The 26,532-nt window shown below is 62.8% G+C and carries 26 protein-coding genes, 1 tRNA gene and 1 pseudogene; 17 read left to right on the top strand and 11 right to left on the bottom strand.

Features of this window, described 5'->3' with window-relative positions:
- Nucleotides 1-13 precede the first annotated feature (13 nt).
- On the top strand, nt 14-910 hold the full coding sequence (locus NKJ77_RS02520; RefSeq protein WP_352534157.1) for an MBL fold metallo-hydrolase: 897 nt from the start codon (nt 14-16) through the stop codon (nt 908-910).
- On the opposite strand, the gene NKJ77_RS02515 is transcribed toward NKJ77_RS02520, so the two are convergent.
- Nucleotides 907-1,671 (bottom strand): sulfite exporter TauE/SafE family protein, encoded by a 765-nt coding sequence (locus tag NKJ77_RS02515; RefSeq protein ID WP_023832923.1) that lies wholly within the window; start codon nt 1,669-1,671, stop codon nt 907-909. The two genes, NKJ77_RS02520 and NKJ77_RS02515, sit on opposite strands and share 4 nt — an antisense overlap.
- A 157-nt stretch (nt 1,672-1,828) precedes the next feature.
- Entirely contained in the window at nt 1,829-2,296 is a 468-nt protein-coding gene (locus tag NKJ77_RS02510; protein WP_023671202.1) for an Hsp20 family protein, read from the bottom strand.
- Nucleotides 2,297-2,754: 458 nt separating this feature from the next.
- Here NKJ77_RS02510 and NKJ77_RS02505 point away from each other — a divergent pair, with 458 nt between their 5' ends.
- From NKJ77_RS02505 to NKJ77_RS02495, 3 genes and pseudogenes are all read left to right on the top strand, one after another.
- Nucleotides 2,755-3,714, top strand: coding sequence for an alpha/beta fold hydrolase (locus NKJ77_RS02505; protein ID WP_023704020.1), 960 nt, complete (start codon nt 2,755-2,757; stop codon nt 3,712-3,714).
- A gap of 322 nt (nt 3,715-4,036) precedes the next feature.
- Nucleotides 4,037-4,270, top strand: coding sequence for a DUF1127 domain-containing protein (locus NKJ77_RS02500; RefSeq protein WP_023671199.1), 234 nt, complete (start codon nt 4,037-4,039; stop codon nt 4,268-4,270).
- Between the two features lie 125 nt (nt 4,271-4,395).
- A pseudogene (locus NKJ77_RS02495) lies at nt 4,396-5,225 on the top strand (helix-turn-helix domain-containing protein).
- Nucleotides 5,226-5,237: 12 nt separating this feature from the next.
- Here NKJ77_RS02495 and hisN read toward each other — a convergent pair.
- Both hisN and NKJ77_RS02485 read right to left on the bottom strand, forming a co-directional pair.
- On the bottom strand, nt 5,238-6,011 hold the full coding sequence (gene hisN / locus NKJ77_RS02490; protein WP_352443493.1) for a histidinol-phosphatase: 774 nt from the start codon (nt 6,009-6,011) through the stop codon (nt 5,238-5,240).
- Between the two features lie 337 nt (nt 6,012-6,348).
- Nucleotides 6,349-7,290: an N-formylglutamate amidohydrolase gene (locus tag NKJ77_RS02485; protein WP_023671196.1), complete on the bottom strand. Its 942-nt coding sequence runs from the start codon at nt 7,288-7,290 to the stop codon at nt 6,349-6,351.
- Between the two features lie 164 nt (nt 7,291-7,454).
- Here NKJ77_RS02485 and cpdR point away from each other — a divergent pair, with 164 nt between their 5' ends.
- Nucleotides 7,455-7,817: a cell cycle two-component system response regulator CpdR gene (cpdR, locus tag NKJ77_RS02480; RefSeq protein ID WP_023671195.1), complete on the top strand. Its 363-nt coding sequence runs from the start codon at nt 7,455-7,457 to the stop codon at nt 7,815-7,817.
- A 114-nt stretch (nt 7,818-7,931) separates the two neighbouring features.
- Nucleotides 7,932-8,006 (top strand) — tRNA-Val (locus NKJ77_RS02475).
- Between the two features lie 107 nt (nt 8,007-8,113).
- On the opposite strand, the gene NKJ77_RS02470 is transcribed toward NKJ77_RS02475, so the two are convergent.
- The 7 genes from NKJ77_RS02470 to NKJ77_RS02440 all read right to left on the bottom strand — a co-directional run bounded on the left by NKJ77_RS02470 (nt 8,114) and on the right by NKJ77_RS02440 (nt 13,466).
- Nucleotides 8,114-8,401, bottom strand: coding sequence for a DUF982 domain-containing protein (locus NKJ77_RS02470; RefSeq protein ID WP_031197745.1), 288 nt, complete (start codon nt 8,399-8,401; stop codon nt 8,114-8,116).
- 112 nt (nt 8,402-8,513) lie between these two features.
- The gene (locus NKJ77_RS02465) at nt 8,514-8,936 is read right to left on the bottom strand and encodes a DUF982 domain-containing protein (protein WP_306413578.1); all 423 of its coding nucleotides are present in this window, start codon (nt 8,934-8,936) and stop codon (nt 8,514-8,516) included.
- A 64-nt stretch (nt 8,937-9,000) separates the two neighbouring features.
- The gene (locus NKJ77_RS02460; protein WP_023671192.1) at nt 9,001-9,465 is read right to left on the bottom strand and encodes an Hsp20 family protein; all 465 of its coding nucleotides are present in this window, start codon (nt 9,463-9,465) and stop codon (nt 9,001-9,003) included.
- A 405-nt stretch (nt 9,466-9,870) separates the two neighbouring features.
- The gene (locus tag NKJ77_RS02455) at nt 9,871-10,077 is read right to left on the bottom strand and encodes a hypothetical protein (protein WP_023710933.1); all 207 of its coding nucleotides are present in this window, start codon (nt 10,075-10,077) and stop codon (nt 9,871-9,873) included.
- 81 nt (nt 10,078-10,158) lie between these two features.
- A complete protein-coding gene (gene fcl / locus NKJ77_RS02450) occupies nt 10,159-11,127 on the bottom strand; it encodes a GDP-L-fucose synthase (RefSeq protein WP_023701026.1) in 969 nt (322 codons plus the stop codon).
- Between the two features lie 9 nt (nt 11,128-11,136).
- Complete coding sequence (gene gmd / locus NKJ77_RS02445; RefSeq protein WP_023701025.1) at nt 11,137-12,207, bottom strand: GDP-mannose 4,6-dehydratase; 1,071 nt, start codon at nt 12,205-12,207, stop codon at nt 11,137-11,139.
- Between the two features lie 104 nt (nt 12,208-12,311).
- Nucleotides 12,312-13,466, bottom strand: a complete 1,155-nt coding sequence (locus NKJ77_RS02440) for a dihydrodipicolinate synthase family protein (RefSeq protein WP_352510373.1) — start codon at nt 13,464-13,466, stop codon at nt 12,312-12,314.
- A gap of 228 nt (nt 13,467-13,694) precedes the next feature.
- Here NKJ77_RS02440 and NKJ77_RS02435 point away from each other — a divergent pair, with 228 nt between their 5' ends.
- The 11 genes from NKJ77_RS02435 to NKJ77_RS02385 all read left to right on the top strand — a co-directional run bounded on the left by NKJ77_RS02435 (nt 13,695) and on the right by NKJ77_RS02385 (nt 26,526).
- The gene (locus NKJ77_RS02435) at nt 13,695-14,753 is read left to right on the top strand and encodes a LacI family DNA-binding transcriptional regulator (protein ID WP_023832919.1); all 1,059 of its coding nucleotides are present in this window, start codon (nt 13,695-13,697) and stop codon (nt 14,751-14,753) included.
- A complete protein-coding gene (locus NKJ77_RS02430) occupies nt 14,750-15,760 on the top strand; it encodes a Gfo/Idh/MocA family protein (RefSeq protein WP_023832918.1) in 1,011 nt (336 codons plus the stop codon). Before NKJ77_RS02435 ends, NKJ77_RS02430 begins: the two co-directional genes overlap by 4 nt.
- The gene (locus NKJ77_RS02425; RefSeq protein ID WP_023832917.1) at nt 15,757-17,358 is read left to right on the top strand and encodes an acyl CoA:acetate/3-ketoacid CoA transferase; all 1,602 of its coding nucleotides are present in this window, start codon (nt 15,757-15,759) and stop codon (nt 17,356-17,358) included. Before NKJ77_RS02430 ends, NKJ77_RS02425 begins: the two co-directional genes overlap by 4 nt.
- Nucleotides 17,351-18,127: an enoyl-CoA hydratase/isomerase family protein gene (locus NKJ77_RS02420; RefSeq protein WP_023832916.1), complete on the top strand. Its 777-nt coding sequence runs from the start codon at nt 17,351-17,353 to the stop codon at nt 18,125-18,127. Before NKJ77_RS02425 ends, NKJ77_RS02420 begins: the two co-directional genes overlap by 8 nt.
- A 10-nt stretch (nt 18,128-18,137) precedes the next feature.
- Nucleotides 18,138-19,649 (top strand): aldehyde dehydrogenase family protein, encoded by a 1,512-nt coding sequence (locus NKJ77_RS02415; protein WP_352534330.1) that lies wholly within the window; start codon nt 18,138-18,140, stop codon nt 19,647-19,649.
- A 58-nt stretch (nt 19,650-19,707) separates the two neighbouring features.
- Complete coding sequence (locus tag NKJ77_RS02410; protein ID WP_027049809.1) at nt 19,708-20,961, top strand: ABC transporter substrate-binding protein; 1,254 nt, start codon at nt 19,708-19,710, stop codon at nt 20,959-20,961.
- Nucleotides 20,962-21,217: 256 nt separating this feature from the next.
- Nucleotides 21,218-22,168: a carbohydrate ABC transporter permease gene (locus NKJ77_RS02405; protein ID WP_023671182.1), complete on the top strand. Its 951-nt coding sequence runs from the start codon at nt 21,218-21,220 to the stop codon at nt 22,166-22,168.
- Nucleotides 22,165-23,124, top strand: coding sequence for a carbohydrate ABC transporter permease (locus NKJ77_RS02400; protein WP_023691831.1), 960 nt, complete (start codon nt 22,165-22,167; stop codon nt 23,122-23,124). The genes NKJ77_RS02405 and NKJ77_RS02400 overlap by 4 nt, the downstream gene beginning before the upstream one ends.
- Nucleotides 23,125-23,144: 20 nt before the next feature.
- Nucleotides 23,145-24,260 (top strand): ABC transporter ATP-binding protein, encoded by a 1,116-nt coding sequence (locus tag NKJ77_RS02395; RefSeq protein WP_023671180.1) that lies wholly within the window; start codon nt 23,145-23,147, stop codon nt 24,258-24,260.
- 5 nt (nt 24,261-24,265) lie between these two features.
- Nucleotides 24,266-25,768: a GMC oxidoreductase gene (locus tag NKJ77_RS02390; RefSeq protein ID WP_352534153.1), complete on the top strand. Its 1,503-nt coding sequence runs from the start codon at nt 24,266-24,268 to the stop codon at nt 25,766-25,768.
- The gene (locus NKJ77_RS02385) at nt 25,765-26,526 is read left to right on the top strand and encodes a 3-ketoacyl-ACP reductase (protein WP_023671178.1); all 762 of its coding nucleotides are present in this window, start codon (nt 25,765-25,767) and stop codon (nt 26,524-26,526) included. Before NKJ77_RS02390 ends, NKJ77_RS02385 begins: the two co-directional genes overlap by 4 nt.
- Nucleotides 26,527-26,532: the final 6 nt, after the last annotated feature.

The following is a 26,532-nucleotide window of genomic DNA, read 5'->3' as shown; positions in this document are numbered from 1 at the left end:
CGAGACCGCGCCAATGACAAAGCCACCTCTCGGCTCAACCATGCGGCTGGTTCGCCCGGCGCCAAACGTGCTCGGCTTCTATGATGGCCGCGTTGACGGCGTTCGCGCCTGGTCGGACGAGCCGAACTGGCTGGACGACGGCGCCTATGCCCTCGGCATCTGCACCTATGCCCTCGTCGATGGTTCGCAGGCGCTTGTCTACGACACGCATATTTCGCTGCCTCACGCGCGCTTCATCAGGCAGACGCTCGAAGACATGGGCGCAACATCGATCCGGGTCGTGCTCAGCCACTGGCATGACGATCATATTGCCGGCAATGAGGTGTTTCAGGATTGCGAGATTATCGCCAACACGCTCACCGCCTCGGCGCTCGCGAACAACCGGGCTGAGATCGAAAGCGGTGTTCCACCGATCAAGCCTCTCGTGCTGCCGAACAGGACCTTCGCAGGCAGTCTTGACCTCGCCGTTGGATCGATCGCCGTCGAACTGCGTCAGGTCGAAATCCACAGCCATGACGGCACGGTGCTGTTCATGCCCGAAACCGGCCTGCTCCTGGCGGGCGACACGCTCGAGGATCCGATCACCTATGTCAGCGAGGCGGATCGGCTGGCGCAACATCTGGTCGATCTCGAACGCATGGCCGGCTGGTCGATAGACCGCATCTTGCCCAATCACGGCTCGCTCGAAGCGATTGAGCGAGGCGGCTACGACAAAGGCCTCATCGCCGCGACGCAAGCCTACGTTCAAAAACTGCTTCGCTGCCGGCGTGAGCCTGATCTTGCGAAGCAGGATCTGAAAACCTGCGGCGCCGACATGTTCGCCACGGGCGCGGTCGAGTACTTCGCGCTGTACGAGCCCGTCCACCGGCAAAACGTCGAGGCCGTTCTCGCAACCGGTACCGATCGCTAAGCAAGGAAAGGCCGCGCCAAAAGCTCGAGGCCAAGCAAGATCAGGAAAACAAGAAACCAGCGCCGGAAGGTCGCCGGGCTGATCCGCTGCCGGAGCAACTGTCCGAGCCACATGCCGAGCAAGGCCGGCGCAACCGCCAGCGACGACATGGCGACATGCCCGACCTGGAACGCGCCGTGCGAGGCAAGGCCGGCAGCGAGCGCGATCGTCGACACGGTGAAGGACAGGCCGAGCGCCTGGATCAGATCGTCACGGCTCAAGCCCAGCGCCTGAATGTAAGGTACAGCGGGCACGACGAACACGCCGGTGCCGCCGGTGACGATGCCGGTAAGGAAACCGACGATGGGCGACGACCAGCGCTCGGCTGACGCGGGAACCGTCAACTGCCGCGCCAGCAGCGTATAGACGGCATAGACGATCAGCGCCGCCCCGAGGCCGGCCGTCGTCCATTTGACATTGTCGCTGGCCAGCAGCCATGAGCCGGCCAGCGTGCCGGCGACGATGCCGACCATCATCAGCCACAGCCGACTGAGGATCCATCCGAAGCTCGGGCCGGCAAACAGCTGCCAGATATTGGTGACGAAGGACGGCACGATCAGCAGCGAAGCCGCGGCGACCGGCGGCATGATTGTGCCCAGCAGCCCCATCGCCAACGTCGGCAGTCCCATACCGGTAACGCCCTTGACGATGCCGGCCAGCAGGAAGGTCACCGTAATGGTTGCCGTTAGGGCCAGGGAAAAATCAGCCGAGAGATCAGACATCGCCCTTCATGGGAAGACGGCGCCCGCCGCAAAAGAGCCAGAACTCTTCGGTTGGGGTGACAGAGGCTGCGGCGAAAAAAAGCGGCGCCTCGCGGCGCCGCTTTCGTCTCGGGAGGAAACGCTTTTAACCTTGGGCGTTGTGACGCCGCCGTCTTGATCACGCGGCGTTCTTGGCCTCGATCTGCTTGGCGTTGGCCGAAGAGGCGGTAATCGCGATCTTGCGCGGCTTCAGCTCCTCGGGGATGTTGCGCTTAAGGTCGACGAAAAGCAGGCCGTTCTTCAGCGTGGCGCCGACGACCTCGACATGGTCGGCAAGCTGGAAGCGGCGCTCGAACGAACGCGAGGCAATGCCGCGGTAGAGCAGCTCGGAGCCTTCGCCATTGCCCTCTTCCTTGCGCTCACCCTTGACGGTCAGCACGTTGCGGTGGGCTTCGATCGAAATCTCTTCGTCCGAGAAGCCGGCAACCGCCATCGAGATGCGATAGGCGTCCTCGCCGGTGCGCTCGATGTTGTAGGGCGGATAGGTCTGCGCGCCATCGGGCTGGGCCAGCGAGTCGAGCATGGTGAACAGGCGGTCGAAGCCGACGGTCGAGCGATAGAGCGGGGAAAAATCAACGTGACGCATGAGGTGTTCTCCTGTTGAGCAACATGTTTGCGTGTGGCCGGTGCGAAACCCTGGAAAGGCGTTTCGGGTGGACCAGCAGCCCCGACATCGGCGGCTGCATCCGACATTTGGGGAGCGCAAAAGCTCATTTCAAGGATTTTTGAAGAGCGCCAATCGAGGCGTCGATGAACGGCAGATGAACCGCTGCTTCGGCGCCCGTTCAGCCGGCCGGCGCTAGAGTGCCCCCAGGATAAAGAACCAGGCGGCGCCGGATGAAAGCGCCGCGACGAGGCCGACCGGGTGTAACGTCCCTTCCTCCCGGATCGACAGAGGCCGGAAGCACGCCGCCGCAGGCTGCTTCCGGCCTTGCTTGTCGTTCGTCCGCCCCCTTGGCGTCCTCCCTTTGCTTTTCATCCATTGGCGTCTATCACCATGCCGACGCCCTGCCGGGTGAGACACCACGAAGACGCAAGCGCCTAATGACGGATCTCTTCCATCCCACGCCAGGCAATCCGCCGCCGCAAAATGTCGCCGGCGGCTTTTTCACCACGCGCGACGGCAAGAAGATCCGCTACGGCCTGTTTGCCGCGGTCACTCGGCCGCTGAAAGGCACCGTCGTGCTGCTGCCCGGCCGCAACGAGTGCATCGAGAAGTATTTCGAAACCATCCGCAACCTGACCGACCGCGGCCTCGGCGTCGCCACGCTCGACTGGCGCGGCCAGGGCGATTCCGACCGGCTGATCGCCGACCCGCAACGCGGCTATGTCCGCTCCTTCTACGATTACACCGGCGACCTCGAACAGTTCTTCGAGGACATCGTGCTGCCCGACTGCCGCGGCCCGTATTACATCCTCGCCCATTCGATGGGCGCCGTGATCGCGCTGCTCGCGGCGCCGTCGATGGTCAACCGGGTGCGTCGAATGGTGCTGATTGCGCCTTTCCTGACGGTGCCCGACTCGCCCGTGTCGGCAAAAACGGCGCGCCGCGTCTGCTCGGTATTGTGCTTTCTCGGCCTCGGTCGGCTCTACGCCGCCTGGGGTCCGCGTCCCAGGGAAACCCTGCCCTTCGCCCTCAACAAGGTGACATCGGACCCCGGGCGCTATCAGCGTAACACGAAAATCTACGAGCACTATCCGCAACTGGCGCTCGGCGGGCCGACGATCCGCTGGCTGCAGGCGGCAATCAAGGCAGGCGAAGCCATCAGCGAGCCCGACTTCATGGCCAGGATCCAGGTGCCGCTGCTGATGATCGCCGCCGGCGCCGATCAGGTCGTCTCGACCAAGGCCGTGGAAGCCTACGCCAGGCGTCTGCGCCTCGGCTCGCTGCTGATGATCGATGGCTCGAAACACGAGATCCTGCAGGAGGCCGATGTCTATCGCGAGCAGTTGCTCGCCGCCTTCGACGCCTTCATACCCGGCAACGACGACCCCACAGCCTGATGCCGCCGGCGCTGCATGTTACGGCGCCTTGAGCTTGCGCCTGCTGACAGCCTTCTGTCAGGAGCAGCGCCGGCAGCACACAAAGAGCTAAAGATTCTGACAGCCGGTGCCGCCCCGGAATGCTCATCTCTCCGTGTCGAACCGAACGCCAAGGAGATGACGTCATGACCGAGAAAACCTGCGCTGCCTGCGATTGCCAGCTGGACGCCAATCCGATCCGCGTCAAGGTCGCGGCAAGACCGTCGAGGTCTGCTGTGAGGAATGCGCGATTGCGCTGAACGAAGCCGGCGCATCAGTGGCCGGCAACGGGGAAGCCTGAGCGATGCGCCCCGATCATGCAGCGCAATGCCTCGCACATCAGCCGACAACTCAAACCGCGACGTTCCGGCGGTCCTTGCGGACACAAGGCATCGCGGCGGCCAACTGGATCGGCCGTCAACTGGAAAGGCGCCGAAGCCGCCTTGCCTTGCTCGAAATGACCGACGAACAGCTCAAGGACATCGGCCTGTCGCGCAGCGACGCTCACTGCGAATACATGCGCCGTTTGTGGGACTGAGCCATGGCCGCACGAAGGGCCTGACAGGTGAAGTCTCCTGACAGGTTTGGACAAGCCAATCGCCTAATGTGCCGGAGCAGCTTTCGGTGCAAGGGTAGAATGCAACGGCCATGTCTCAGCTCACCATGTCGCAGTTCACGGTACAGACGCTTCTGGACACCGGCACCGTCGGGGTGAGGGATGTCCTCTGCAGCGGCGAATGCCGGCACAAGAGCGAAGAAGAGTGCACCGCTGCCACGCATCTTGTGTTTCCCTATCGCGGCGTCTTCGTGCGCCATGTCGGCCGCAACGATGCGGTCGCCGAAGCCAACCAGTTGTTGTTCTTCAACAACGCCGAAGGCTACCGGATCAGCCATCCCGTCGAGGGTGGCGATTCCTGCCTCGATCTCGTTGTCGAGGAGGCGCAACTGCAGGAGCTGACGCCGAAGGAGCAGTTGCGCTCGGGCAGCGCCGTGGCGTTTCGTCGTCAGCGCCGCCGCATCGACCCGCGGGCTCAGGCGCTGGTGGCGGTGCTGCGCCACAGCCTGAGCCGCAACATTGCCGAAACGCTGGAGGCCGAAACCCTGGCGCTGACGCTGGTGCGGCGCTCCCTCGGCGAGCGCACCTCGCATGCCGCCGGCGCCAGCGCTGGCCGGCAGAAGCTGGTCGATCGCGCCAAGCTCGTCCTGTCCTCGAATCTTTCGCGGCGCTGGACGCTGGCCGAGATCGCCGCTGAAGTCGGGGTATCACCGGTTATCTCACGCAGGTTTTCCAGCAGGTCGAGGCGATGCCGCTCTATCGCTACCATCTGCGCCTGCGGCTGGCGCGCGCGCTCCACCTGCTTGGCCGCTACGACAATCTGACCACGCTCGGCCTGGACCTCGGCTTCTCCAGCCACAGTCATTTCAGCTCAGCGTTCAGGCAGGTCTACGGGCGAACGCCGGCGGAATTCCAGCGCTCGATCAAGCCGCGCTGATCGGGTCGACTATCAGCCGCGCAAGGCTGCCATTGCAGCCGCGTGAAGCTCCGGCGTTGCGGCGGCCAGGATGTCGCCGCCCTTTTCCGCCGGACCGCCCTCGAATGTGGTGACGACGCCGCCGGCCTTTTCGATGATCGGGATCAGCGCCACGATGTCGTAGGGTTTCAATCCGGGATCGGCGACGATGTCGACGCTGCCGGACGCGATCATGGCAAAGGCGTAGCAATCGGCTCCGTAGCGGGCGAGCTGGATCTGTTTCTCGAACGCGTCGTAGCGGGTGCGCGCCTCGCCCTTGAAAAGCGCCGGCGTGGTGGTGAACAAGGTCGCCTCGTCAAGCTTCGTCGTCTTACGGGTCGACAGCTTCCGCGGCCCACCGGGGCCTTCGTAGTGGGAGCCGGAAGCGTTGGCGTAGAACAGCTCGCCGGTGAAGGGCTGCGCCATCATGCCGGCGACGGCGTCACCGTCGACCGTCAATCCGACCAGCGTTCCCCACACCGGCAGGCCTGAGATGAAGGCGCGGGTGCCATCGATCGGATCGATCACCCAGACATGCCTTGAGGAGATGTTTTCGCTGCCATGTTCTTCGCCAAGGATACCGTGATCGGGATACTCAGCCGAGATCAGCGCCCGGATGGCGCGCTCGGCCTCGCGGTCGGCCTCGGTGACCGGGTCGAAACTGCCTTTTTCCTTGTTGGCCACCGCGCCCTGTGCGCGGAAACGCGGCAAGGTTTCAGCCGCCGCCGCTTGCGCGATCCGGCGCATGAAATCGATGCTGATGTCCACGTGATTCTCCCGCATTGCAGAGTGCCAACCCGGTCTGCAGGCACTTTCCCGCCAAAACAAGCCGGTTTATCGATTTATTAGAGACATCAGTGTTGCCGAAATGTCACACATCGGCGCCATCGAAACGCATTTTCACATCAGAGTGAATTAAAAAAGCGTGGGATCGATTGACATTTGTGCATCGCACAATAAGTTTGTTCTCGGACAGGTTTTCCTGTCCATGCCCTCCTTGGGCGTTTCCTCCCTAGACTTCGACCGTGTCGTGCAAACGATGCGGTCTTTTTTTACGCTGCGGGATGGCCAGCGCGGGATTGCATGAACAGCCGCCGCTCCGGCGTCATTCGGCGGCCAGCGGCAGGTCGACGAAGTGGTGGTCGGGCATCGCCATCAGGTCGGCCGAAAAGCGCGCCATATCGTCGGCCAGCGCATCGAAGCCGGCCGATTTCTGGAACGTCCGCTCATTCATGTAGAGGCCGCGATTGACCTCGATCTGCAGCGCATGCAGGTGGCGCGCCGGCCGGCCGTAATGCTCGGTGATGAAACCGCCTGCATAGGGTTTGTTGTGGGCGACGGTGTAGCCCATGCCGATGAGCAGGCCGATCGCCGTTTCGGTCAGGGCCGCCGTGGCCGAGATGCCGAAACGGTCGCCGACGATGAAATCCGGCCGCAGGCCGCTGTCGCCCACCCTGATGCTCGCCGGCATCGAATGGCAGTCGATCAGCACGGCATAGCCGAACCTGGCATGGGTTCTGGTCAATAGCCGCTTCAGCGTCTCGTGATAGGGTTTGTAGACCGCCTCTATGCGCTGGACGGCCTCCGCCAGCGGCAGACGGCCGGAATAGATGTCGAGCCCCTCACCCACCAGCTTGGGCACGGTGCCGAGCCCGCCGGCAACGCGCGCCGAGCGGATGTTGCAGAAGGACGGCACCGGCTCGGCGAACATGCGCGGGTCGAGTTCCCAGGGTTCGCGATTGACGTCGAGGTAGGCGCGCGGAAAATTCGCCGCCAGCATCGGCGCGCCCAGCACCACCGCGCTGCCGAACAGCTCGTCGACATAGCAATCCTCGGAGCGGCGGATGGCGTTCCGGTCGAGCCGCGCCATGGCCAGGAAGCGGTCTGGATAATAGCGGCCGCTATGCGGTGAGTTGAAGACGAAGGGAACGCGCTGCTCGGCGCCCGATCGGATTTCGAAGGGTGGAACGACCGAAAAATCTTCGGCTGCCGTCGTCAATTTGAACGAACCCGGAAACAGCAATGCATCATGATGGGAAACTGCCACCTCATCGGCCGCATGTCCAGCATTTCGGCATGTCAGGAACCCCGTCAAATCAGGATTAATGCCGCCAACGTTCACTTGATGTTTACCGTCAGCTCCTCATATACAGGATGGTTAACGGGCTTGCCGGACGGCAGGCTTGGCTGGGGTGATTCGGACGGGACAAGATGGCACGCATTCTGCTGGCGGAAGACGACGACGACATGCGCCGGTTCCTGGTCAAGGCACTGGAGCGGGCCGGCTACCACGTCAGCGATTTCGACAATGGCGCCAGCGCCTACGAGCGGCTGCGCGAAGAACCTTTCTCCCTGCTGCTGACCGATATCGTCATGCCGGAGATGGACGGCATCGAACTCGCCCGCCGCGCCACCGAGATCGATCCCGACCTGAAGGTGATGTTCATCACCGGTTTCGCGGCCGTCGCGCTCAACCCCGATTCCAAGGCGCCGAAAGACGCCAAGGTGCTGTCCAAGCCCTTCCACCTGCGCGATCTCGTCAACGAGGTCGAAAAAATGCTGCAGGCCGCCTGAAGCACGCACAGTGTGATCTCGCCGCTTCGTCGGCGGCGCGACAAAACGAGCCTTTCTTTCCCTTTCCGGCTATTGACGCGCTGGACCAAAAATGGTGTATGCGCGGCTTCGGATGGGCGTGTAGCTCAGCGGGAGAGCACTGCATTGACATTGCAGGGGTCACAGGTTCAATCCCTGTCACGCCCACCATCCTTTCGATAACTTGGCCAAGCCCGTTTTTGGCGCACCCCTTCGACAACTTAGCCGGTAAGGCGGCCACCGCTTGTGGCAGCCGCCTCGTTCAAACGCGACGCGCTTTAGACGTGGTGCGGGCTTAGCGTCCTTGAAGGCGCAGGCTCGATGCCGTCCTCCATAAGAATATCCTTCTTGCGAGCGAACGCGACGAAGACGCCTCGTGCTGTCTCGGGTTCCACATCGCCAATCAGAGCGGCTTTGCAAGCGCGAATAGCAGCTCTCTGCTCCGGGCTGTTGCCACACCATTCGGATGCGAATTGATAGGCATCTGCGACCGTGTTGAGTTGGCGGGGAAAGCCCAATCCCACCCACACCCGGACTGGCTTTTCAAAAGGTTTCGATAGCATCATGACCTCCTTTCCTAATGCATGTCACCCAGAAGTATGCCGCGGTTCTGGGACAACGACATGCATCAAAACAAAGACTTAAAGCGTGTCGCATGAATCCGTTTCGCGACGCGCTTTAGGCAGTCACTCCTCCGCCTTCGCCACCTCTGCCCATCATCCACGGCATTGTCGTGGATACTTCCTCAAGGATTCTGGCTGCTTTCGCAAAACCGCTGAACGCGTCTCTGGCTGCGGAAAGCGGATAATCGCTATCGAAAGCTCGCTGGCAGGCCCGCAATGCGGTTTGGTGAATGGGGCCGCGCCTGTCCTTCGGCCATTCATAGAGGAACTCCAGAGCGTCCTCGAGACACGTGATTTCCTGAACAAGGTTGTCGCCGCTTTTCACGAAAACGGCGCTGTCAAACATCCGATCGTTCATATGATCCTCCAAATTGAACGAACCATTGAGTTTCATGGTTTGCGCGGTCCAGGCCAACTGCAGGCGCGCGACAGAGGCGCGCCAGTACGTCCTGCAGTGATCATCTTCGTTTCTCCGCAATCACAGCCTCCCGGCCGGAACCGGGAGGCGGACCCGCAGTTCAAAGTGTGACAGATCGACAGGATTACGCGGCTTTACGCGCGCGGTCCGTGTCTTGCGTGATCTGAGTGGCGGCCGTCGGCGTGTCGCCGACGCCGATGCTAATGCGGCGCGGTTTCAGCTCTTCGGGAATCTCACGGACGATGTCGATCGAGAGGAGGCCATTCTCCAGTTTGGCTGCCTTGATCTTCATGTGGTCGGCAAGCTTGAACGTCTGCCTGAAACTGCGATAGGCGATGCCCTGGTGCAGCAGCTGGCGTCCGCTCTGATCATCAGCCTTCTGGCCTACCACGACCAGTTCGGGTCCATGCTGGGTCAGCTCAACCTCATCCTGGCTGAAGCCTGCGATGGCCATCGAGATACGGTAATCGTTCTCGTCGACCTTCTCGATGTTATAGGGCGGCCAGTCTGGACGCGTGCCGCTGTCGAGCATGTCGAAAAGCCGGTCGAAACCGACGGTGGTCCGATAGAGGGTATCAAAGGTTCTCATAGCCACATCCTCCTTGAAGCAACATGGGTACAAGGACGCCGCCCCGTGCGGCGCCGCCATTTTTTGCCGAGCCTTATGGCCTTGGCGGAAATCGAATTAGGAGGCGCCCCAAATGAGTTCAAGAGCATCTCGAATTTTTTTTAGTAGCATCCTTCGCATCGACGGAAAGCGAAATCTGAGTTTCTACGGGACCTTCCCTTCGAACAGTCGAACAGCCCCTTGAAGTACATATCCGGCGGGAAGTTTTCGCGCGATCTGCGCGACCGCATCGTCTACTGCCCCGCCGTCCCGTTTCGTATTCAAATGCCGGCCAGCAAGAACCGGGTAGCGGCCTTCCGATCCGTAAATCCACCCTGTCGGGGGCGAAACGTCCCGGCACGTGCCGGGACGTTTCTGGCTCGCGGATCACTGTGGCCGCGGATCGGGCCTGTCGGGCTTGTCATGAGGGGTGTTGTTGCCTTCACGGCACGGTGTGCCGATGCCGCAGCATTTGCCGTTGTAGGTGACACCGGGCTTGGTCTTCTCGCATTCCCTCGGCGGTGCCGTCTGACACCCTGCCAGCACCGAAACCGCGATGGCGGCGAGAAATGCGTTTCTTGAAGTGATAAACATTGACGTTCTCCTTGATGGACCGTGTTTGCTACACACCGCCTGGTCGCGGGCGGCAGCGAAATGGTTCAAGGAAAATTGGAATCAGGCCGCGCCGAGGCGGACATCACCCTTCTCAATATGGTTGAGAAACCACGCATATGTCTGTTCCAATCCATCGCGAAGCGCGTAGCGCGGGCGCCATCCCGTCGCAAACAGCCGCGAAACATCCATCAACTTGCGCGGCGTGCCATCTGCCTTGGTCGTATCGAAGGCGATATCAGCCTCGACGCCGGCGACCGATGCGACGGTCTGGGCAAGCTCGGCAATGGTGACATCCTCGCCCGAACCGACATTGACGTGGCTGTCGCCGGCATAATTCTTCAACAGCCAGACCAAGGCACCGGCGGCGTCGTCGACATGCAGGAATTCACGCCGTGGCGTGCCCGAGCCCCAGACCTCGAGGCTGTTGCCGCCGCTCAGCGCCAGTGCATGCGCCTTTCGCATCAGGGCCGGCACGACATGGCTGGACTGGAGATCGAAATTGTCGCCAGGACCGTAAAGGTTGGCCGGCATCGCCGAGATGTAGTCGACGCCATGCTGGCGCCGATAGGCCTGGCACAGTTTGAGCCCGGCGATCTTGGCGATCGCATACCATTCATTGGTGGGTTCGAGCGGACCGGTCAGCAGCGCGTCTTCCCTGATCGGCTGCGGCGCGAGCTTTGGATAGATGCAGGACGAGCCGAGAAACAAAAGCTTGCCGACCTCGCTGCGAAAGGCGCCGTCAATGACATTGCCCTGCATAACCAGGTTTTGCTGCAGGAAATCGACAGGGAACCGGTCATTGGCCAGGATACCGCCGACTTTGGCGGCCGCCATCACCACCGCATCCGGCCTGTGCTCGGCCATCCAGCGCCGCACCCCTGCCTGGTCGAGCAGGTCGAGCCTGTCGCGCGATACGGTGAGTATCTCGCAGTCCTCGCTCGCCAGCCGGCGCACGACGGCCGAACCGACCATGCCGCGATGCCCGGCGACGAAGACACGCTTGCCTTTCAGATCAAATGTCGCGTCCATGAACCTGCCTCACGCAGAACGGCTGTTCTGCCGCGTGCCGCCGGCGGTGCGCGCCAGATCGGCCTGCACCATTTCCGCCACCAGATCCCTGAAGCCGGTCGTGTGCGACCACCCCAGCCTGGCTTTGGCCTTGGCGGGGTCGCCGAGCAGCAGGTCGACCTCGGTCGGCCGGAAATAGCGCGGATCGATGCGCACCAGGACAGTGCCCGAACCGGCATCGACACCGACTTCATCGACACCCTCGCCTTGCCAGCGGATGGTGCGGCCGGTCTCGGCAAACGCCAGCTCGACGAATTCGCGCACCGAATGCGCCTCGCCGGTCGCCAGCACGAAATCGTCGGCTTCGCTGTGCTGCAGAATGCGCCACATGCCCTCCACATAGTCGCGCGCATGGCCCCAATCACGCTTGGCGTCGAGATTGCCGAGATAGAGCGTGTCCTGCAGGCCATGATGGATCGAGGCGACGGCCCGCGTAATCTTGCGGGTGACGAAGGTCTCGCCGCGTGTCGGGCTTTCGTGGTTGAACAGGATGCCGTTGGCGGCGAACATGCCGTAAGCCTCGCGGTAGTTGACCGTGATCCAGTAGGCGTAAAGCTTGGCCGCGGCATAGGGCGAGCGCGGATGGAAGGGCGTCGCCTCGCTTTGCGGGACCTCGCGCGCCTTGCCGTAAAGCTCCGACGTCGATGCCTGATAGAAGCGCACCGACTTCTCCAGGCGCAGGATGCGGATCGCCTCGAGCAGCCTGAGTGTTCCCAGCGCATCGGCATTGCCGGTGTATTCCGGCGTCTCGAAACTCACCTGGACATGACTCTGGGCGCCGAGATTGTAGATCTCGCCGGGCTGTGTCTCCTGCACCAGGCGAATAAGGTTGGTCGCGTCGGTCAGGTCGCCATAATGCAGGAAGAAACGCGCACCGCGCTCGTGCGGATCGACATAGATGTCGTCAACGCGCTCGGTGTTGAACGAGGACGAGCGGCGTTTGACGCCATGGACAATATAGCCCTTCTGCAGAAGCAATTCTGCGAGATAGGCCCCGTCCTGCCCGGTAACCCCGGTGATGAGCGCCACTTTTTCCGTCATTGCCGCTCCGTCCGCATCCAATCCCGGCAACCGAATACAGATTTGGCGCGAGAACGCAAATCCCCCATACGGGGGACAGGTTTCAGCCAGCGATTGTGTCGTTCTCAGGCACCTGCAACCGCGCAGAAATGCTTCATCCTGGCCAGCGCAAGCTCGGGATCGGCGAGCAACCCTGCCTGGTCGGCAAGGCGGAAGATGTCGGCATAGTGCAGGATGCCGCGCGCCGACTGCATGCCGCCGACCATGGCGAAATGGTCCTGATGGCCGTTGAGCCAGGCCATGAAGACGATGCCGGCCTTGTAATACTCCGTCGGCGCCTCGAAGATCTTGCGCGACAACGGCACTGTCGGCGCCATCAGCGCGTCAAATCCGGCGCGGTCGCCGTCAGCCAGTTTCGCGAGCGCCGCACTGGCGACTGGCGCGATGGCGTCGAATATGCCGAGCAAGGCGTGCGAGTGCCGCTTCCCGTCGCCGGCAATCAGTTCGGGATAGTTGAAATCGTCGCCGGTGAACATGACGACGCCTTCCGGCAACCGGTTGCGCAAGGCAACTTCCTTGCCGGCATCGAGCAGGGAAATCTTTATCCCCTCGACCTTGCCGGCATGGCGCTCGATGATGGCGACGACGGTGTCGAGCGCGGCCTCGAAATTGCCGCTGCCCCAATAACCTTTCAGTGCAGGATCGAACATGTCGCCCAGCCAGTGCAGGATGACCTTGCCGGATGCCTGGCTGAGGATGCGATCGTAGACCCTGATATAGTCGTCCGGACCCTTTGCGACCGCTGCCAGCGCCCGGCTGGCCATCATGATCGCCTTGCCGCCCTCGCCTTCAATGAAAGCGAACTGCTCCTCATAGGCGGCGATCACATCTTCGAGTGATCTCGAATTGGCCGGCGCCAGATGATCGGTGCCGGCGCCCGAGGCGAGGTCTGCGCCTTCGACGCTGCGCGCCTCGGCGATCGAGCGGCGGATCAATTCCTGCGCATTCGCCCAGTCGAAACCCATGCCGCGCTGGGAGGTGTCCATCGCCTCGGCGATGCGGAAGCCAAGCCGCCACAAATGATGCCGAAACGCCATCGTCTTGTCCCAATCGACCGCAGGCTTCGACCAGGGGTCGGTCATCGCGAAAGGATCGGCGACGACATGGGCCGCGGCATAGGCGATGCGCGGGAAAACCGCACCGATTACGGGCTCGACCGGACTGCCCGCGAGCTTGTAGCTGACGCGGCCGCCATTCTGCGTAGGCAGGGTGATATCCATGGCAACCTCCGTTTTCGGCATCCTATAAATGGAACGTTCCAATAAATCAAGAACCTTTATGATTGCGGCGATTGAACCGGTCCAAATGCCAAGAAGGCTAAGAGTCCTTGCTAGGAACCACATTCATCACCTTTTCGACCTCCGCAAGAATCCCGATTGACTCTCGGTTGGCAGAGTGATTAGAACGTTCCAATAGATTTGCCCATCTAAGCGGAGGAAACCACCGACATGGCCAGCCGGGCCAAGGCAACGATCCTGGACATCGCCCGCGAGGCTGGTGTGTCCAAATCGACGGTGTCGCTTGTGCTGCAAGGCTCAGGGCTGATCCGGCCTGAAACCGCGGTCAAGGTTCGCAAGGCGATCGAGGATGTCGGCTATGTCTACAACCGCGGCGCCGCCAATCTGCGCAAAGCCCATTCCAACGTCATCGGCATGGTCATCAACGATCTCACCAACCCCTTTTTCGCCGAGCTGGCGGTCGGCATGGAGCGCGTCTTCCAGTCGGCCGGCATCGTGCCCTTCATCGCCAACACGGCGGAGAACCCGGTGCGCCAGGAAGAAGTGCTGAAGTCGCTGATGGAACAGGGCGTCGCAGGCCTGATCGTGTCACCGGCACGCGGCACCACGCCGGGCGCCTTCCGTCGCCTCGAGATGGCGGGCGTGCCGGTCGTCTTCGCCATGCGCCGCCTGCCGGACAGCCGCATCCCGGTGATCGCTCCTGACAACCATCGCGGCGCGTATCTCGCCGCCGCCCATCTGATCGGCAAGGGCCATCGCCGGCTGGCCTTCTTCGGCGGCACCTCCGACCTGGTCGTCTATCAGGAGCGCCTGGGCGGTTTTCGTGAAGCTTGCGAAACATTGGGCATTGCCAGGCGCGACGTGCTTGTCGTCGAAGGCGAGACCAGCCGCAGGGGCGGCATCGCGTGCCTGGAAACCGCCCTTGCCATGGCCGAGCCGCCGACGGCGGCACTGTGCTTCAACGATGCCGTCGCCTTCGGCGTCATGCTGGCGCTGCGCAAGCGCGGGCTGGAGCCCGGCGCGGACTTTGCCGTCGTCGGCTTCGACGACGTGGTCGAGGCCGAGCATTATATGCCGGCGCTGACCAGCGTCTCGGTGGACACACCCGGCCTCGGCGAACGCGCCGCTCACGTCATGCTGAAGATGATCCAGTCGCGCATCACCCATGCCGAGGACCATGTCGGCGCGGTCAATCTGGTCGTCAGGGACAGCTGCGGTCCCGATCGCCGCGCCCATGACACATCAGCAGGAATGGGAGACGCAGCATGAGCGTCAGATGGGGACTGATCGGCGCCAGCACGATCGCCAAACAGTTCATGATCAACGCAATTCGGGCGCAAGAGGGTGGCGAGATCGCCGCGGTGATGAGCTCCAGCCCGCAGCGCGCCAAAACTTATGCCGTGGAACAGAACATTCCGCTTGCCGTCTCGACACTGGACGACCTGCTCGGCGCCGACATCGACGCCGTCTACATCTCGACCACCAATGAACTGCATCTCGAACAGGCGCTGGCCGCGATCAAGGCGGGAAAGCATGTCCTATGCGAAAAGCCACTTGCGCTGACCAGCACTGACGCGCGCACCATGGTCGCCGCCGCCAAGGAAGCCGGCGTGGTGCTTGGCACCAACCATCATCTGCGCAATGCCGGCGCCCACCGCGCCATGCGCGACGCCATATCAGCCGGCCGCATCGGTAAGCCGATTGCCGCGCGCGTCTTCCATTCCGTCTATTTGCCGGAAAACCTGCAGGGCTGGCGCATTACCAAGCCTGAGGCCGGCGGCGGCGTGGTGCTCGACATCACCGTGCATGATGCCGACACGCTGCGCTTCGTGCTCGGCGACGACCCGGTCGAGGTCTCCGCCTTCACCCAGTTGGCCGGCATGGCCAGCAGCGGGCTGGAAGACGGCGCCATGTGCATCTGGCGCTTCGGGTCGGGCATCATCGCCCAGTCGCATGAAGGCTTCACAACCAAGTTCGCCGATACCGGCTTTGAGGTGCATGGTTCCGAAGGTTCGCTGATCGCAAAAAATGTGATGACGCAGAAGCCAGTCGGCTCGGTGCTGCTACGCACCGCCAAAGGCGAGGAAGAACTGAGCTTCGACCGAGAAGACCTCTACGCCAGGTCGCTGCGCCAGTTCCATGCCGCCATGCGTGGAGAAGGCCAGCCCTCCGCCACCGGCGAGGACGGCGTCTGGTCGCTGGCCTCAGCCGAAGCAGCGTTGCAGTCGGCAAAGTCCGGCAAGGCCGTCACTATCGATCCGAAAGGTGTCGTGTGAGCAAGCTCGTCTCCGCCGCTGAAGCAGCAAGCCTCATCAAGGACGGCATGACCGTCTCCGTCTCGTCGTCGAGCGGCCTTGGCTGCCCGGATGCCGTGCTGGCTGCCATCGGCGAGCGCTTCGACGCTGAAGGCCATCCGAAAGACATCACCACGCTGCATCCGATCGCCGCCGGCGACATGTATGGCATCAAGGGCATCGACCATCTGGCTAAGCCTGGCTTGTTGAAGCGCACGCTCTGCGGCTCCTATCCCTCAGGCCCCTCCTCGTCCGAGCCGCCGCAGATATGGAAGATGATCGGCGACAATTCGATCGCTGCCTACAATGTGCCCTCCGGCATCTTGTTCGACATGCACCGCGAGGCCGCCGCCAAGCGGCCGGGTGTGCTGACCAAGGTCGGCCTCGACACTTTCGCCGACCCGCGCCACCAGGGCTGCGCCATGAATGAGGCTGCAAGCGAGCCGATCGTCTCGGTGCAGCAGTTCGACGGCGAGGAATGGCTCTATTTCCGCTCGATCGTGCCCAACGTTTCGATCATCCGCGCCACCACCGCCGACGAGCGCGGCAACCTCACCTACGAGCATGAAGGCGCCTATTTGGGCGGCCTCGAACAGGCGCTCGCCGCCCGCAACAATGGCGGCATCGTCATTGCGCAGGTCAAGCGCGTCGTCGAGAACGGCACGCTGAAGCCGCATGACGTGCGCGTGCCCGGCGTCCTGGTCGACCACATCGTGGTGGCGCCGGACCAGTTGCAGACGACGTTGACGCTTTACGACCCGGCGATTTCGGGCGAGATCTTCCGGCCGTTGTCCAGCTTCCGCAATGCCGAGATGAATGTGCAGAAGGTCATCGCGCGCCGCGTCGCCATGGAATTGCGCGACGGCATGGCCGTCAATATCGGCTTCGGCATCTCGGCCAACGTGCCGCGCATCCTTCTCGAGGAAGGCCAGCACGGCAAGGTCACCTGGGTGATCGAACAAGGTGCCGTCGGCGGCGTGCCGCTGCTCGACTTCAAGTTCGGCTGCGCTTCCAATGCCGAGGCGATCATGCCCTCGCCGCATCAGTTCATCTATTTCCAGGCCGGCGGCTTCGATGCCTCGCTGCTCTCCTTCTTGCAGATCGACCGCCATGGCTCCGTCAACGTGTCGAAACTCTCGGCCCGGCCACATGTCACCGCCGGGGCCGGCGGCTTTGTCGACATCACGGCCCGGGCGAAAAAGATCGTCTTCTCCGGCTTCTTCAATGCCGGCGCAAAACTGTCGCTCGCCGATGGCGGCATCCGCATCGATGCGGAAGGCAAGGTCAAGAAGGTCGTCAACGAGGTCGAGCACATCTCGTTCTCAGGCAAGCGCGCCGTCGCACAAGGGCAGGACATCACCTACGTCACCGAGCGCTGCGTGATGAAGCTGACGCCGGACGGTCTGATGGTGACGGAACTGGCGCCTGGCATCGACCTCGAACGCGATGTGCTGGCGCAGTCAGAGATTCCGCTCGGCATCGCCAACGACCTCAAGGTCACGCCGGCGGCTCTTTATCAGGACCGGCCGATCGGCCTGTCGCTGAATGGTGGCGCTTCTCTCGGAGGCGCGCATGGCTGAGCGCCTCGTCACCTTCGAGCAGGACGGCGCCATCGGCATCGTCACGCTGCGCCGGCCGGAGAAGTTCAACGCGCTGGACATTCCGATGCTGCGCGCGCTCGAAACAGCGCTCGACGAAGCCGAAATGGCTGAAGGCGTGCGCGTCGTGCTGATCCGCGGCGAAGGCAAAGGCTTTTGCGCCGGCGGCGATGTCGAGGCCTGGGGCGAGATGAGCGCTGCCGACTTTCAGGTGCAATGGGTGCGCTACGGCCACCGCGTCTTCGACCGACTGGCGCGGCTGCGGCAGCCGACCATCGCGGTGCTTTCCGGCCATGCGCTGGGTGGCGGGCTGGAACTGGCGGTCGCCTGCGACTTCCGTGTCGCCGAAACACAGGTGAAGCTCGGCTTTCCCGAGACATCGATCGGCGTCGTCCCCGGCTGGTCCGGCACGCAGCGCGCCGTGCGCCGCTTCGGTGCGCAGATCGTGCGCCGCATGGCGCTCGGCGGCGAGGTCTTTGCCGCCCCCGACGCGCTCGCCCTCGGCATTGTCGATCGTGTGGTCGAGACCGGCCAGGCGCTGGCCGAGGCGAAGGCGTGGGGAGAAAAGATCGCCGAACGGGGGCCGCTCGCAACTGAAGCCGCCAAGCTGATGATTGCGGTCGCCGAAGGCGAGGAAAGTGCGGCCGCCACCGAGGCGCTCGCCAGCGGCTTCGTTGCGCTGACCGGCGACCTCAAAGCCGGCGTGAGCGCCTTCAAGGCCAAGCAGAAGCCGGCCTTTTCAAGATCCTAGAGAAAGCATGATGAACGCACCGCTCAACATTTCCATGCCGGCCGAGGCGTCCAAGGCGCCGAAGGCTTACAAGCTCCTGATCGACGGCAAGCATGTCGATGCCCGTGACGGCCGCACGATTGCGCGCAACAGCCCCGGCCACGGCTTCACCGTTTCGCGCTATGCGCAGGCCGGCGAGGCCGAGGTGGAGGCGGCCATGCAGGCCGCGCACAAGGCATTCGAGACCGGCCCGTGGCCGCGCACGAAGGCGGCCGAGCGCGCAGCCATCCTGCTCAAGACGGCCGACCTGATCGAGGCCCAGCTCGAAGACATCGCCCGACTCGATGCGCTGGAATCCGGCAAGCCGATCGCCCAGGCGCGTAGCGAGATCGGCGGCGCCGTCGACATCTGGCGTTATGCCGCCTCGCTCGCCCGCACGCTGCACGGCGAGAGCTACGCCAATCTCGGCGACGCCATGCTGGGCGTGGTCCTGCGCGAGCCGATCGGCGTCGTCTCGATCATCACCCCGTGGAACTTCCCGTTCCTGATCGTCAGCCAGAAATTGCCCTTCGCGCTCGCCGCCGGCTGCACCGCGGTGGTCAAGCCGAGCGAAATGACCTCGGCCTCGACCTTCGTGCTCGGCGACATCCTGATGCAGGCCGGCCTGCCCGCGGGCGTCGTCAACATCCTGGCCGGCCTCGGCGCCGATGTCGGGGGGCCGATGGTCAGCCATCCGCTGGTGGAAATGGTGTCGTTCACCGGCTCGACCCGCGTCGGCAAGATGACCATGGCTTCCGCCGCGCAGTCGCTGAAGAAAGTCTCGGTGGAGCTCGGCGGCAAGAACGGCCAGATCGTCTTCCCCGATGCCGATCTCGAGGCGGCCGCTGACGCAGCAGTGTTCGGCGGCTTCTTCAACGCCGGCGAATGCTGCAATGCCGGCAGTCGGCTGATCGTGCATGAAGCCATCGCCGACGATTTCCTCGCCACCGTCAAGGCCCTGACCGCCAAGGTCACGGTCGGCGACCCACTCGATAACCGAACCAAGGTTGGCGCGATGATATCAGCCGACCATCTGACCAAGGTGGCGGGTTACGTCGCGGCGGCAGCAAAAGACGGCAGCAATGTCTATTGCGGTGGCGGCCAGCTGGCGTCCAATGCCGGCCAGTATCTCGATCCGACCATCATCCGCGGCGTTACCGAAGACATGGCTATTGCGCGCGAGGAAGTGTTCGGCCCGGTGCTCTCAGTGCTGACTTTTGGATCGATTGAAAAGGCGTTGCACATCGCCAACAACACGCCCTATGGTCTGTCTGCAGGGGTGTGGAGCGCCAGCATCGACACTTGTATGTCGGTGGCGCGTGGTGTGCGTTCGGGGACCGTTTGGGTGAACACATTCATGGAAGGCTTTCCCGAGTTGCCATTCGGGGGCTACAAGCAGTCCGGCATCGGACGCGAACTCGGCAAACGCGCTGTCGAGGATTATACCGAGGAAAAGACAATCCAGTTTCATCGCGGCCAGCGCACCGGTTGGTGGGTCGGCTGAGTTTGGAAGAACCCGGTGGGCTTCCACCGGTCGTGTAATGCAACAAGGGAGGTAGAACATGTTGCGCAAACTGCTTATCGGAACGGCTCTTGCGACGGCCTTTGCTTTCTCGGCCCATGCCGAGGACGTCAAGGAAGTGCAGATGCTGCATTGGTGGACGTCGGGCGGCGAAGCGGCTGCTCTCAACGTCCTCAAGGGCGACCTTGCCAAGGAAGGCTATGCCTGGAAGGACGTGCCGGTGGCCGGTGGTGGCGGCGACGCCGCCATGACTGCGCTGAAGGCGATGGTCGCGGCCGGCAATTACCCGACCGCGTCGCAGATGCTCGGCTACACCGTGCTCGACTATGCGGCGGCCGGCGTCATGGGCGACCTGACCGAGACGGCGAAGAAGGAGGGCTGGGATAAGTCGGTTCCGGCAGCCCTGCAGAAGTTCTCCGTCTATGACGGCAAGTGGGTCGCTGCTCCAGTCAACGTCCACTCCGTCAACTGGCTGTGGATCAACAAGGCGGTGATGGACAAGATCGGCGGCACCGAGCCAAAGACCTTCGACGACTTCGTCGCCCTGCTCGACAAAGCCAAGGCGGCTGGCGTCATTCCGCTCGCCCTTGGCGGCCAGAACTGGCAGGAAGCCACCATGTTCGACTCGGTTGTGCTGTCGACCGGCGGACCTGAGTTCTACAAGAAGGCCTTCAACGACCTCGACGACGAGTCCCTCAAGTCGGACACGATGAAGAAGTCGTTCGATAACCTCGCCAAGCTCGTCACCTATGTCGACCCGAACTTCTCGGGCCGCGACTGGAACCTTGCCACCGCCATGGTCATCAAGGGCGATGCCCTGGTGCAGGTGATGGGTGACTGGGCCAAGGGCGAGTTCAACGCCGCCAAGAAAACGCCGGGCACCGACTTCCTGTGCTATCGCTTCCCGGGCACGGAAGGCTCGGTCGTCTACAACTCCGACATGTTCGGCATGTTCAACGTTCCGGACGACCGCAAGGCCGCCCAGGTCGCGTTGGCCACCGCCACCCTGTCGAAGAGCTTCCAGTCGGCCTTCAACGTCGTCAAGGGTTCGGTTCCCGCCCGTACCGACGTTCCGGACACCGACTTCGACGCGTGCGGCAAGAAGGGCATCGCCGACCTGAAGGCTGCCAACGAAGGCGGCACGCTGTTCGGCTCGCTTGCCCAGGGCTATGGCGCGCCTCCGGCAGTCGCCAATGCCTACAAGGACGTCGTTTCGAAGTTCGTCCATGGTCAGATCAAGACCTCGGACGAAGCCGTGACCGAACTGGTAAAGGCGATCGACGACGCCAAGTAAGCGCTAGCCAGAAACACACCTTCCCCGCTTCGGCGGGGAAGGTTTCACCTAAGGATTGGCCAGCTGGCGCAATTCCAGGAAAAGTGTGAGCGGTTTTCCGGCCGGAATTGCGTAAAAGAAAGAGTTAGAGAGGTTCGCCGTTTCCGTGAAACGGTGAAAACGCTCTTGAACACCATGCCGACCAGAGACCCGTATGCACGGGGTCGCCTTGCCGCCTGACGGCAGAGCACGGACAACCCGAAACGGGAGGAGCCTCATGAGCAGTGTAGCGACAACCCAGATCAAGCTGACGCCGGAGCGGTCTCGCCCCTCCGTGCGCGCGCGATTGCAGGACGCGCTGCCGAAGATCGTGCTGGCGCCGAGCTTCGCCATCACCATCGTCTTCGTCTATGGCTTTATCCTGTGGACTGTCTATCTGTCCTTCACTAATTCCAAGACCTTCCCGTCCTATGTCATTACCGGACCACGCGCGTATCTACGGCTGTGGGGCTGGACGTTCGACTCCGACCCGCCATCGAGCTGGTACACGTCGATCGTCAATATGGGCATTTTTGGCTTTCTCTACATCGCCATCTGCCTGGCGCTCGGCCTGTTCCTGGCCATCCTGCTCGACCAGAAGATTCGCGGCGAAGGCGTGTTGCGGCCGATCTATCTCTACCCGATGGCGCTGTCCTTCATCGTCACCGGCGTCGCCTGGAAATGGTTCCTCGACCCCGGCCTCGGCCTTGAGCAGACCCTGCATCAATGGGGCTGGACGAGCTTCCATTTTGACTGGATCAAGAACAAGGATTTCGTCATCTACACGGTGGTCATCGCCGGCGTCTGGCAAGCCTCCGGCTTCATCATGGCGATGTTCCTGGCCGGCCTGCGCGGCATCGACGGTGAGATCATGAAAGCGGCGCAGATCGATGGCGCCACTACTTTCCAGCTCTACCGCCGCATCGTCATTCCGCTGCTGCGGCCAATTTTCCTGTCGGCCTTCATCGTGCTCGCGCACCTTGCCATCAAGTCCTACGATCTGGTGGTGGCGCTGACCAGCGGCGGCCCCGGTGGCTCGGCCTGGCTGCCGTCCAACTTCATGTATGAGTACACGTTCAAGCGCAACGAAATGGCTGTCGGCTCGGCCAGTGCCGTGATCATGCTGATGACCATCGTTGCCATCATCGTGCCTTATCTCTATTCGGAACTCAGGGAGAAGCCGCGATGAGCGCTGTCGCCACCCCTGCCCGCCCCGCGGCTTCCCAAAATGCCTCCGGCGGCATGAGCACCAAGACCCTCAACCGCATCGTCATCTACGGGCTTCTGGCGCTGTTTGCGCTGTTCTATCTGATGCCGCTGTTCGTCATGCTGGTGACCTCGTTCAAGACCATGGACGAGATCCAGAACGGCAACATGCTGGCGTTGCCCACGGCGCCGACCTTCGACCCGTGGCTGAAGGCCTGGGGCGAGACCTGCGTCGGCCTCACCTGCGCCGGCATCAAGGGCTATTTCTGGAACTCGATCAAGATGGTGGTTCCAGCCGTACTGATCTCGACCATGCTCGGCGCGCTCAACGGCTACGTCTTGACCAAATGGCGTTTTCGCGGCGCCACGCTGGTGTTCGGGCTGATGCTGTTTGCCTGCTTCATTCCGTTCCAGTCGGTGCTGCTGCCGATGGCGACCATCCTCGGCAGCCTGGGACGTTTCGGCGTGAAGCTGCAGAATGCGACGGGTACGAGTTTCGGTCTCGGCAATCCGACGGTCAACCTGGTCTTCGTCCATGTCGTCTACGGCATCGGCTTCACTACACTGTTTTTCCGCAACTATTACGAGGCATTCCCGAACGAGCTGATCAAGGCCGCACAGGTCGACGGCGCCTCCTTCTTCCAGATCTTCCGCCGCATCATGCTGCCGAACTCGATGCCGATCTTCGTCGTCACCGTCATCTACCAGTTCACCAACATCTGGAACGACTTCCTGTTCGCTTCGGCTTACGCCGGCACAGGCGACTCCATGCCGATGACGGTGGCGCTCAACAACGTCGTCAACACCTCGACCGGCGTCGTCGAATACAACGTCAACATGGCGGCCGCGATGATCGCGGCTCTGCCCACCCTGATCGTCTATGTCGTCGCCGGCCGCTATTTCGTGCGCGGGCTGATGGCTGGCGCGGTCAAGGGCTGATCAATTCGGAAGGAACGACCATGGCTTTTCTGGAAATTGATGGGCTGAAGAAGCGCTTCGGGAATGTCGAGATCCTGAAGGGCATCGATGTCGAGCTCGAAAAGGGCGGCTTCCTGGTGCTGGTCGGCCCGTCCGGCTGCGGCAAGTCCACCTTGCTCAACACGATTGCCGGCCTGGAGCAGATCACCGAGGGCGAAATCCGCGTCGACGGCCGCGCCATCAACGATCTGCACCCATCCAAGCGCGACATCGCCATGGTGTTCCAGAGCTATGCGCTCTATCCGAACATGACGGTGGCCGGAAACATCTCCTTCGGCATGGAGATGCGCGGCGTGCCGGCCGACGAACGCCAAAAGGCGATCGACAAGGTGGCCAAGGTCCTGCAGATCGGCCACCTCCTGCAGCGCAAGCCGAGCCAGCTTTCCGGCGGCCAGCGCCAGCGCGTCGCCATGGGCCGGGCGCTGGTGCGCGACCCCAAGCTGTTCCTGTTCGACGAGCCTTTGTCCAACCTCGACGCCAAATTGCGCGTTGACATGCGCATCGAGATCAAGCGCCTGCATGCCACCACCGGCACAACCATCGTCTACGTCACCCACGACCAGATCGAGGCGATGACGCTGGCGACCAAGATCGCCGTCATGCGCGACGGCGAGGTGCAGCAGTTCGGCACCCCGGCCGAGATCTACAACAACCCGACCAATTTGTTCGTCGCCGACTTCATGGGTTCGCCAGCGATGAACCTGATCCCGGCGACCATTGCCACGTCGGGCAATGCGCTGTCCGTCGTGTTGGAGCGCGAGGCGCGCGAGCCGATCACGCTGCCGATGGCCAACGCGCCGGCGGGTCTTTCGGCATTCCAGGGCAAGCCGATCATCTTCGGCGTGCGCCCGGAAGCGCTGACCGATCCGGAAGGTGCGGAACGCAACGCCTCCAACATTGCCACTGCCGACCTGCACATCGAAGTGGTCGAGCCGGCAGGGTCCGACACGTTCGCGGTGACCAACCTCGGCGGCAAGGGCGTGGTGGCGCGGTTGCGGGCCGACGCCAACATCCAGCCGGGCACCAGCACGCCGCTCGCCTTCAACCTGACCAAGGCCGTGTTCTTCGATCCGGCGACCGAACACCGCATCCGCTGATCGAGATGGTCAGCCCCGATATCGTCATCATCGGCTCCGGTATCGGCGGCGCTACGATCGCCTCCGGTCTGGCGGGCAGCGGTGCCTCGATCCTGATGCTGGAGCGCGGTGAGCCCTTGACGGCAACGCCGCATGCCCGCGACACGCGCTCCATCTTCGTCGACGGCCACTACCGTCCGAAGGAGATGTGGCGCGAGGCCGGCGGTGCGGCCTTCAACCCCGGCAATTACTACTATGTCGGCGGCAATTCGAAATTCTACGGCGCGGTGCTGATCCGCTACCGCAAAGAGGATTTCGCCGCCATGGAGCACTTCGGTGGCGTCTCGCCGGCATGGCCGTTTTCCTACGATGAATTCGAGCCTTGGTATTCGAAAGCCGAGCAGCTGTTTCGCGTCCGCGGCTCGCTCGGCGAGGACCCGACCGAACCGTTCCACTCGATCCCCTATGCTTTCAAGCCGGTGCCCGACGAAGCGCCGATTGCCCGCGCCCGCGCTGAGTTGAAAGCCCTCGGCCTGCATCCGGCCTCGCTGCCGCTCGGCGTCGACATCGACACCTGGCTGAAAGAGGGCAAGACCGGCTGGGACGCATTCCCCAATACCGCCCAGGGCAAGGTCGATGCGCAGACCGGACCGCTGACGGCTGCACTCAAGGACAGCAATATCCGACTCGAAACCGGCTGCCATGTCGAATATCTCGAAGCGTCGTCCGACGGCAAAAGCATCGCTGCCGTTCACTACCGTCAGAATGGCGAGCTGAAGAAAGTCGCGCCGAAGCTGGTCATCCTGTCCGCCGGCGCGGTCAATTCCGCCGTCATCCTGCTGCGCTCGCCGTCATCAGACGGCAAAGGCCTCGCCAACAGCTCCGACCAGGTCGGCCGCAATTTCATGAACCATAATTCGAGCGCCATGCTGGCGATCGATCCGCGCCGCAGGAACGACAGCGTCTACCAGAAGACGCTGATGCTGAATGACTACTATCTCTCCGACGGCAAAGGCGGCAAGCCGCTCGGCAACGTCCAGCTGCTCGGCAAGATCGACGGCAACATGTTGAAGGCCAACGTCAAACGCGTGCCGAAATTCGCGCTCGATTACATGGCCGGTCACGCCGTCGACTGGTATCTGATGTGCGAGGATCTACCCGATCCGGGAAGCCGCATCATGGTCGACGGCAAGGACATCGTCATGCAATGGCGGCGCTCCAACATGCAGTCGCTGGACGGGCTGACCAGGGTGATGCGTGAGAACTTCCGCGCCTGCGGTTATCCCATCGTGCTGTCGCGTCCCTTCGACAAGCGCACGCCCTCGCACCAGTGCGGCACGGTGAAAATGGGCGACCATCCGGCGACGTCGCCGCTCGACCCTTTCTGCCGCGCCTTCGACCACCCGAACCTGTTCGTTGTCGACGCCAGTTTTTTGCCGAACTCGGCCGCCGTGAATCCGGCGCTGTCGATTGCGGCACAGGCGCTGCGCGTGGCCGAGCATATTCGCCGAACGGACCTCGCGGCATGACCCGCCCCGCAGCAATCGTCACCGGCGGTGCGCGCGGCATTGGGCTCGCCTGCGCCGAGGCGCTGGCCGGGGACGGCTTCGACATTTTGATCGCCGACCTTGCCGAACAAGCGCCGGACGAACTGGCCGCCAACATCACCGCACGGGGTGCGGAGTTCGCCTATGTCCGTTGTGATATCGCCAACCTCGAGGATCACACGGCCCTCGTCGACGCCGCCATACGTGCCTTCAGCCGCATCGACTGCCTCGTCAACAATGCCGGCATCGGCGCCGTGGTGCGCGGCGATCTGCTGGAGCTGAAGCCCGAGAATTTCGACCGTGCGCTGGACGTCAATCTGCGCGGCACAGTCTTCCTTAGCCAGGCCGTCGCCAAGGCGATGCTGGCGGCTCCCAGCAATCATCCGCGCTCGATCATCACCATCACCTCGGTCAGCGCCGATATGGCCTCGCCGGAACGCGCCGACTACTGCATCTCGAAAGCCGGCCTTTCGATGTGGGTGAAGAACCTGGCGCTACGGCTTGCGCCGGAAAACATCGGCGTGTTCGAACTGCGGCCGGGCATCATTCGCACCGACATGACCGCGAGCGTATCAGCCAAATACGACGCGCTTATCGACAGCGGCCTGGTGCCGGCAAAACGCTGGGGCGAAGCATCGGACATCGGCGCCGTGGTGGCGACGCTTGCCGCCGGCAAGCTCGGCTTTTCCACAGGCTCGATTATCAATGTCGACGGCGCGCTCTCCGTGCCTCGACTGTAGGTGGAT

It is taken from the genome of Mesorhizobium sp. M0052 (assembly GCF_040323255.1).
Taxonomy (GTDB): Bacteria; Pseudomonadota; Alphaproteobacteria; order Rhizobiales; family Rhizobiaceae; genus Mesorhizobium.
Note: the sequence above shows the minus strand (reverse complement) of the source record. Positions and strands in the feature narration are given on the sequence as shown.

Coding starts and splice junctions, on each gene's coding strand:
- NKJ77_RS02415 (WP_352534330.1), top strand. CDS start 18,138: ATGAACGCACCGCTCAACATTTCCATGCCGGCCGAGGCGTCCAAGGCG.
- NKJ77_RS02515 (WP_023832923.1), bottom strand. CDS start 1,671: ATGTCTGATCTCTCGGCTGATTTTTCCCTGGCCCTAACGGCAACCATT.
- NKJ77_RS02440 (WP_352510373.1), bottom strand. CDS start 13,466: ATGGATATCACCCTGCCTACGCAGAATGGCGGCCGCGTCAGCTACAAG.
- NKJ77_RS02390 (WP_352534153.1), top strand. CDS start 24,266: ATGGTCAGCCCCGATATCGTCATCATCGGCTCCGGTATCGGCGGCGCT.
- fcl (WP_023701026.1), bottom strand. CDS start 11,127: ATGGACGCGACATTTGATCTGAAAGGCAAGCGTGTCTTCGTCGCCGGG.
- NKJ77_RS02410 (WP_027049809.1), top strand. CDS start 19,708: ATGTTGCGCAAACTGCTTATCGGAACGGCTCTTGCGACGGCCTTTGCT.
- NKJ77_RS02405 (WP_023671182.1), top strand. CDS start 21,218: ATGAGCAGTGTAGCGACAACCCAGATCAAGCTGACGCCGGAGCGGTCT.
- NKJ77_RS02460 (WP_023671192.1), bottom strand. CDS start 9,465: ATGAGAACCTTTGATACCCTCTATCGGACCACCGTCGGTTTCGACCGG.
- NKJ77_RS02395 (WP_023671180.1), top strand. CDS start 23,145: ATGGCTTTTCTGGAAATTGATGGGCTGAAGAAGCGCTTCGGGAATGTC.
- NKJ77_RS02470 (WP_031197745.1), bottom strand. CDS start 8,401: ATGATGCTATCGAAACCTTTTGAAAAGCCAGTCCGGGTGTGGGTGGGA.
- gmd (WP_023701025.1), bottom strand. CDS start 12,207: ATGACGGAAAAAGTGGCGCTCATCACCGGGGTTACCGGGCAGGACGGG.
- NKJ77_RS02430 (WP_023832918.1), top strand. CDS start 14,750: ATGAGCGTCAGATGGGGACTGATCGGCGCCAGCACGATCGCCAAACAG.
- cpdR (WP_023671195.1), top strand. CDS start 7,455: ATGGCACGCATTCTGCTGGCGGAAGACGACGACGACATGCGCCGGTTC.
- NKJ77_RS02420 (WP_023832916.1), top strand. CDS start 17,351: ATGGCTGAGCGCCTCGTCACCTTCGAGCAGGACGGCGCCATCGGCATC.
- NKJ77_RS02400 (WP_023691831.1), top strand. CDS start 22,165: ATGAGCGCTGTCGCCACCCCTGCCCGCCCCGCGGCTTCCCAAAATGCC.
- NKJ77_RS02385 (WP_023671178.1), top strand. CDS start 25,765: ATGACCCGCCCCGCAGCAATCGTCACCGGCGGTGCGCGCGGCATTGGG.
- NKJ77_RS02520 (WP_352534157.1), top strand. CDS start 14: ATGACAAAGCCACCTCTCGGCTCAACCATGCGGCTGGTTCGCCCGGCG.
- NKJ77_RS02505 (WP_023704020.1), top strand. CDS start 2,755: ATGACGGATCTCTTCCATCCCACGCCAGGCAATCCGCCGCCGCAAAAT.
- NKJ77_RS02500 (WP_023671199.1), top strand. CDS start 4,037: ATGCGCCCCGATCATGCAGCGCAATGCCTCGCACATCAGCCGACAACT.
- NKJ77_RS02510 (WP_023671202.1), bottom strand. CDS start 2,296: ATGCGTCACGTTGATTTTTCCCCGCTCTATCGCTCGACCGTCGGCTTC.
- NKJ77_RS02435 (WP_023832919.1), top strand. CDS start 13,695: ATGGCCAGCCGGGCCAAGGCAACGATCCTGGACATCGCCCGCGAGGCT.
- NKJ77_RS02455 (WP_023710933.1), bottom strand. CDS start 10,077: ATGTTTATCACTTCAAGAAACGCATTTCTCGCCGCCATCGCGGTTTCG.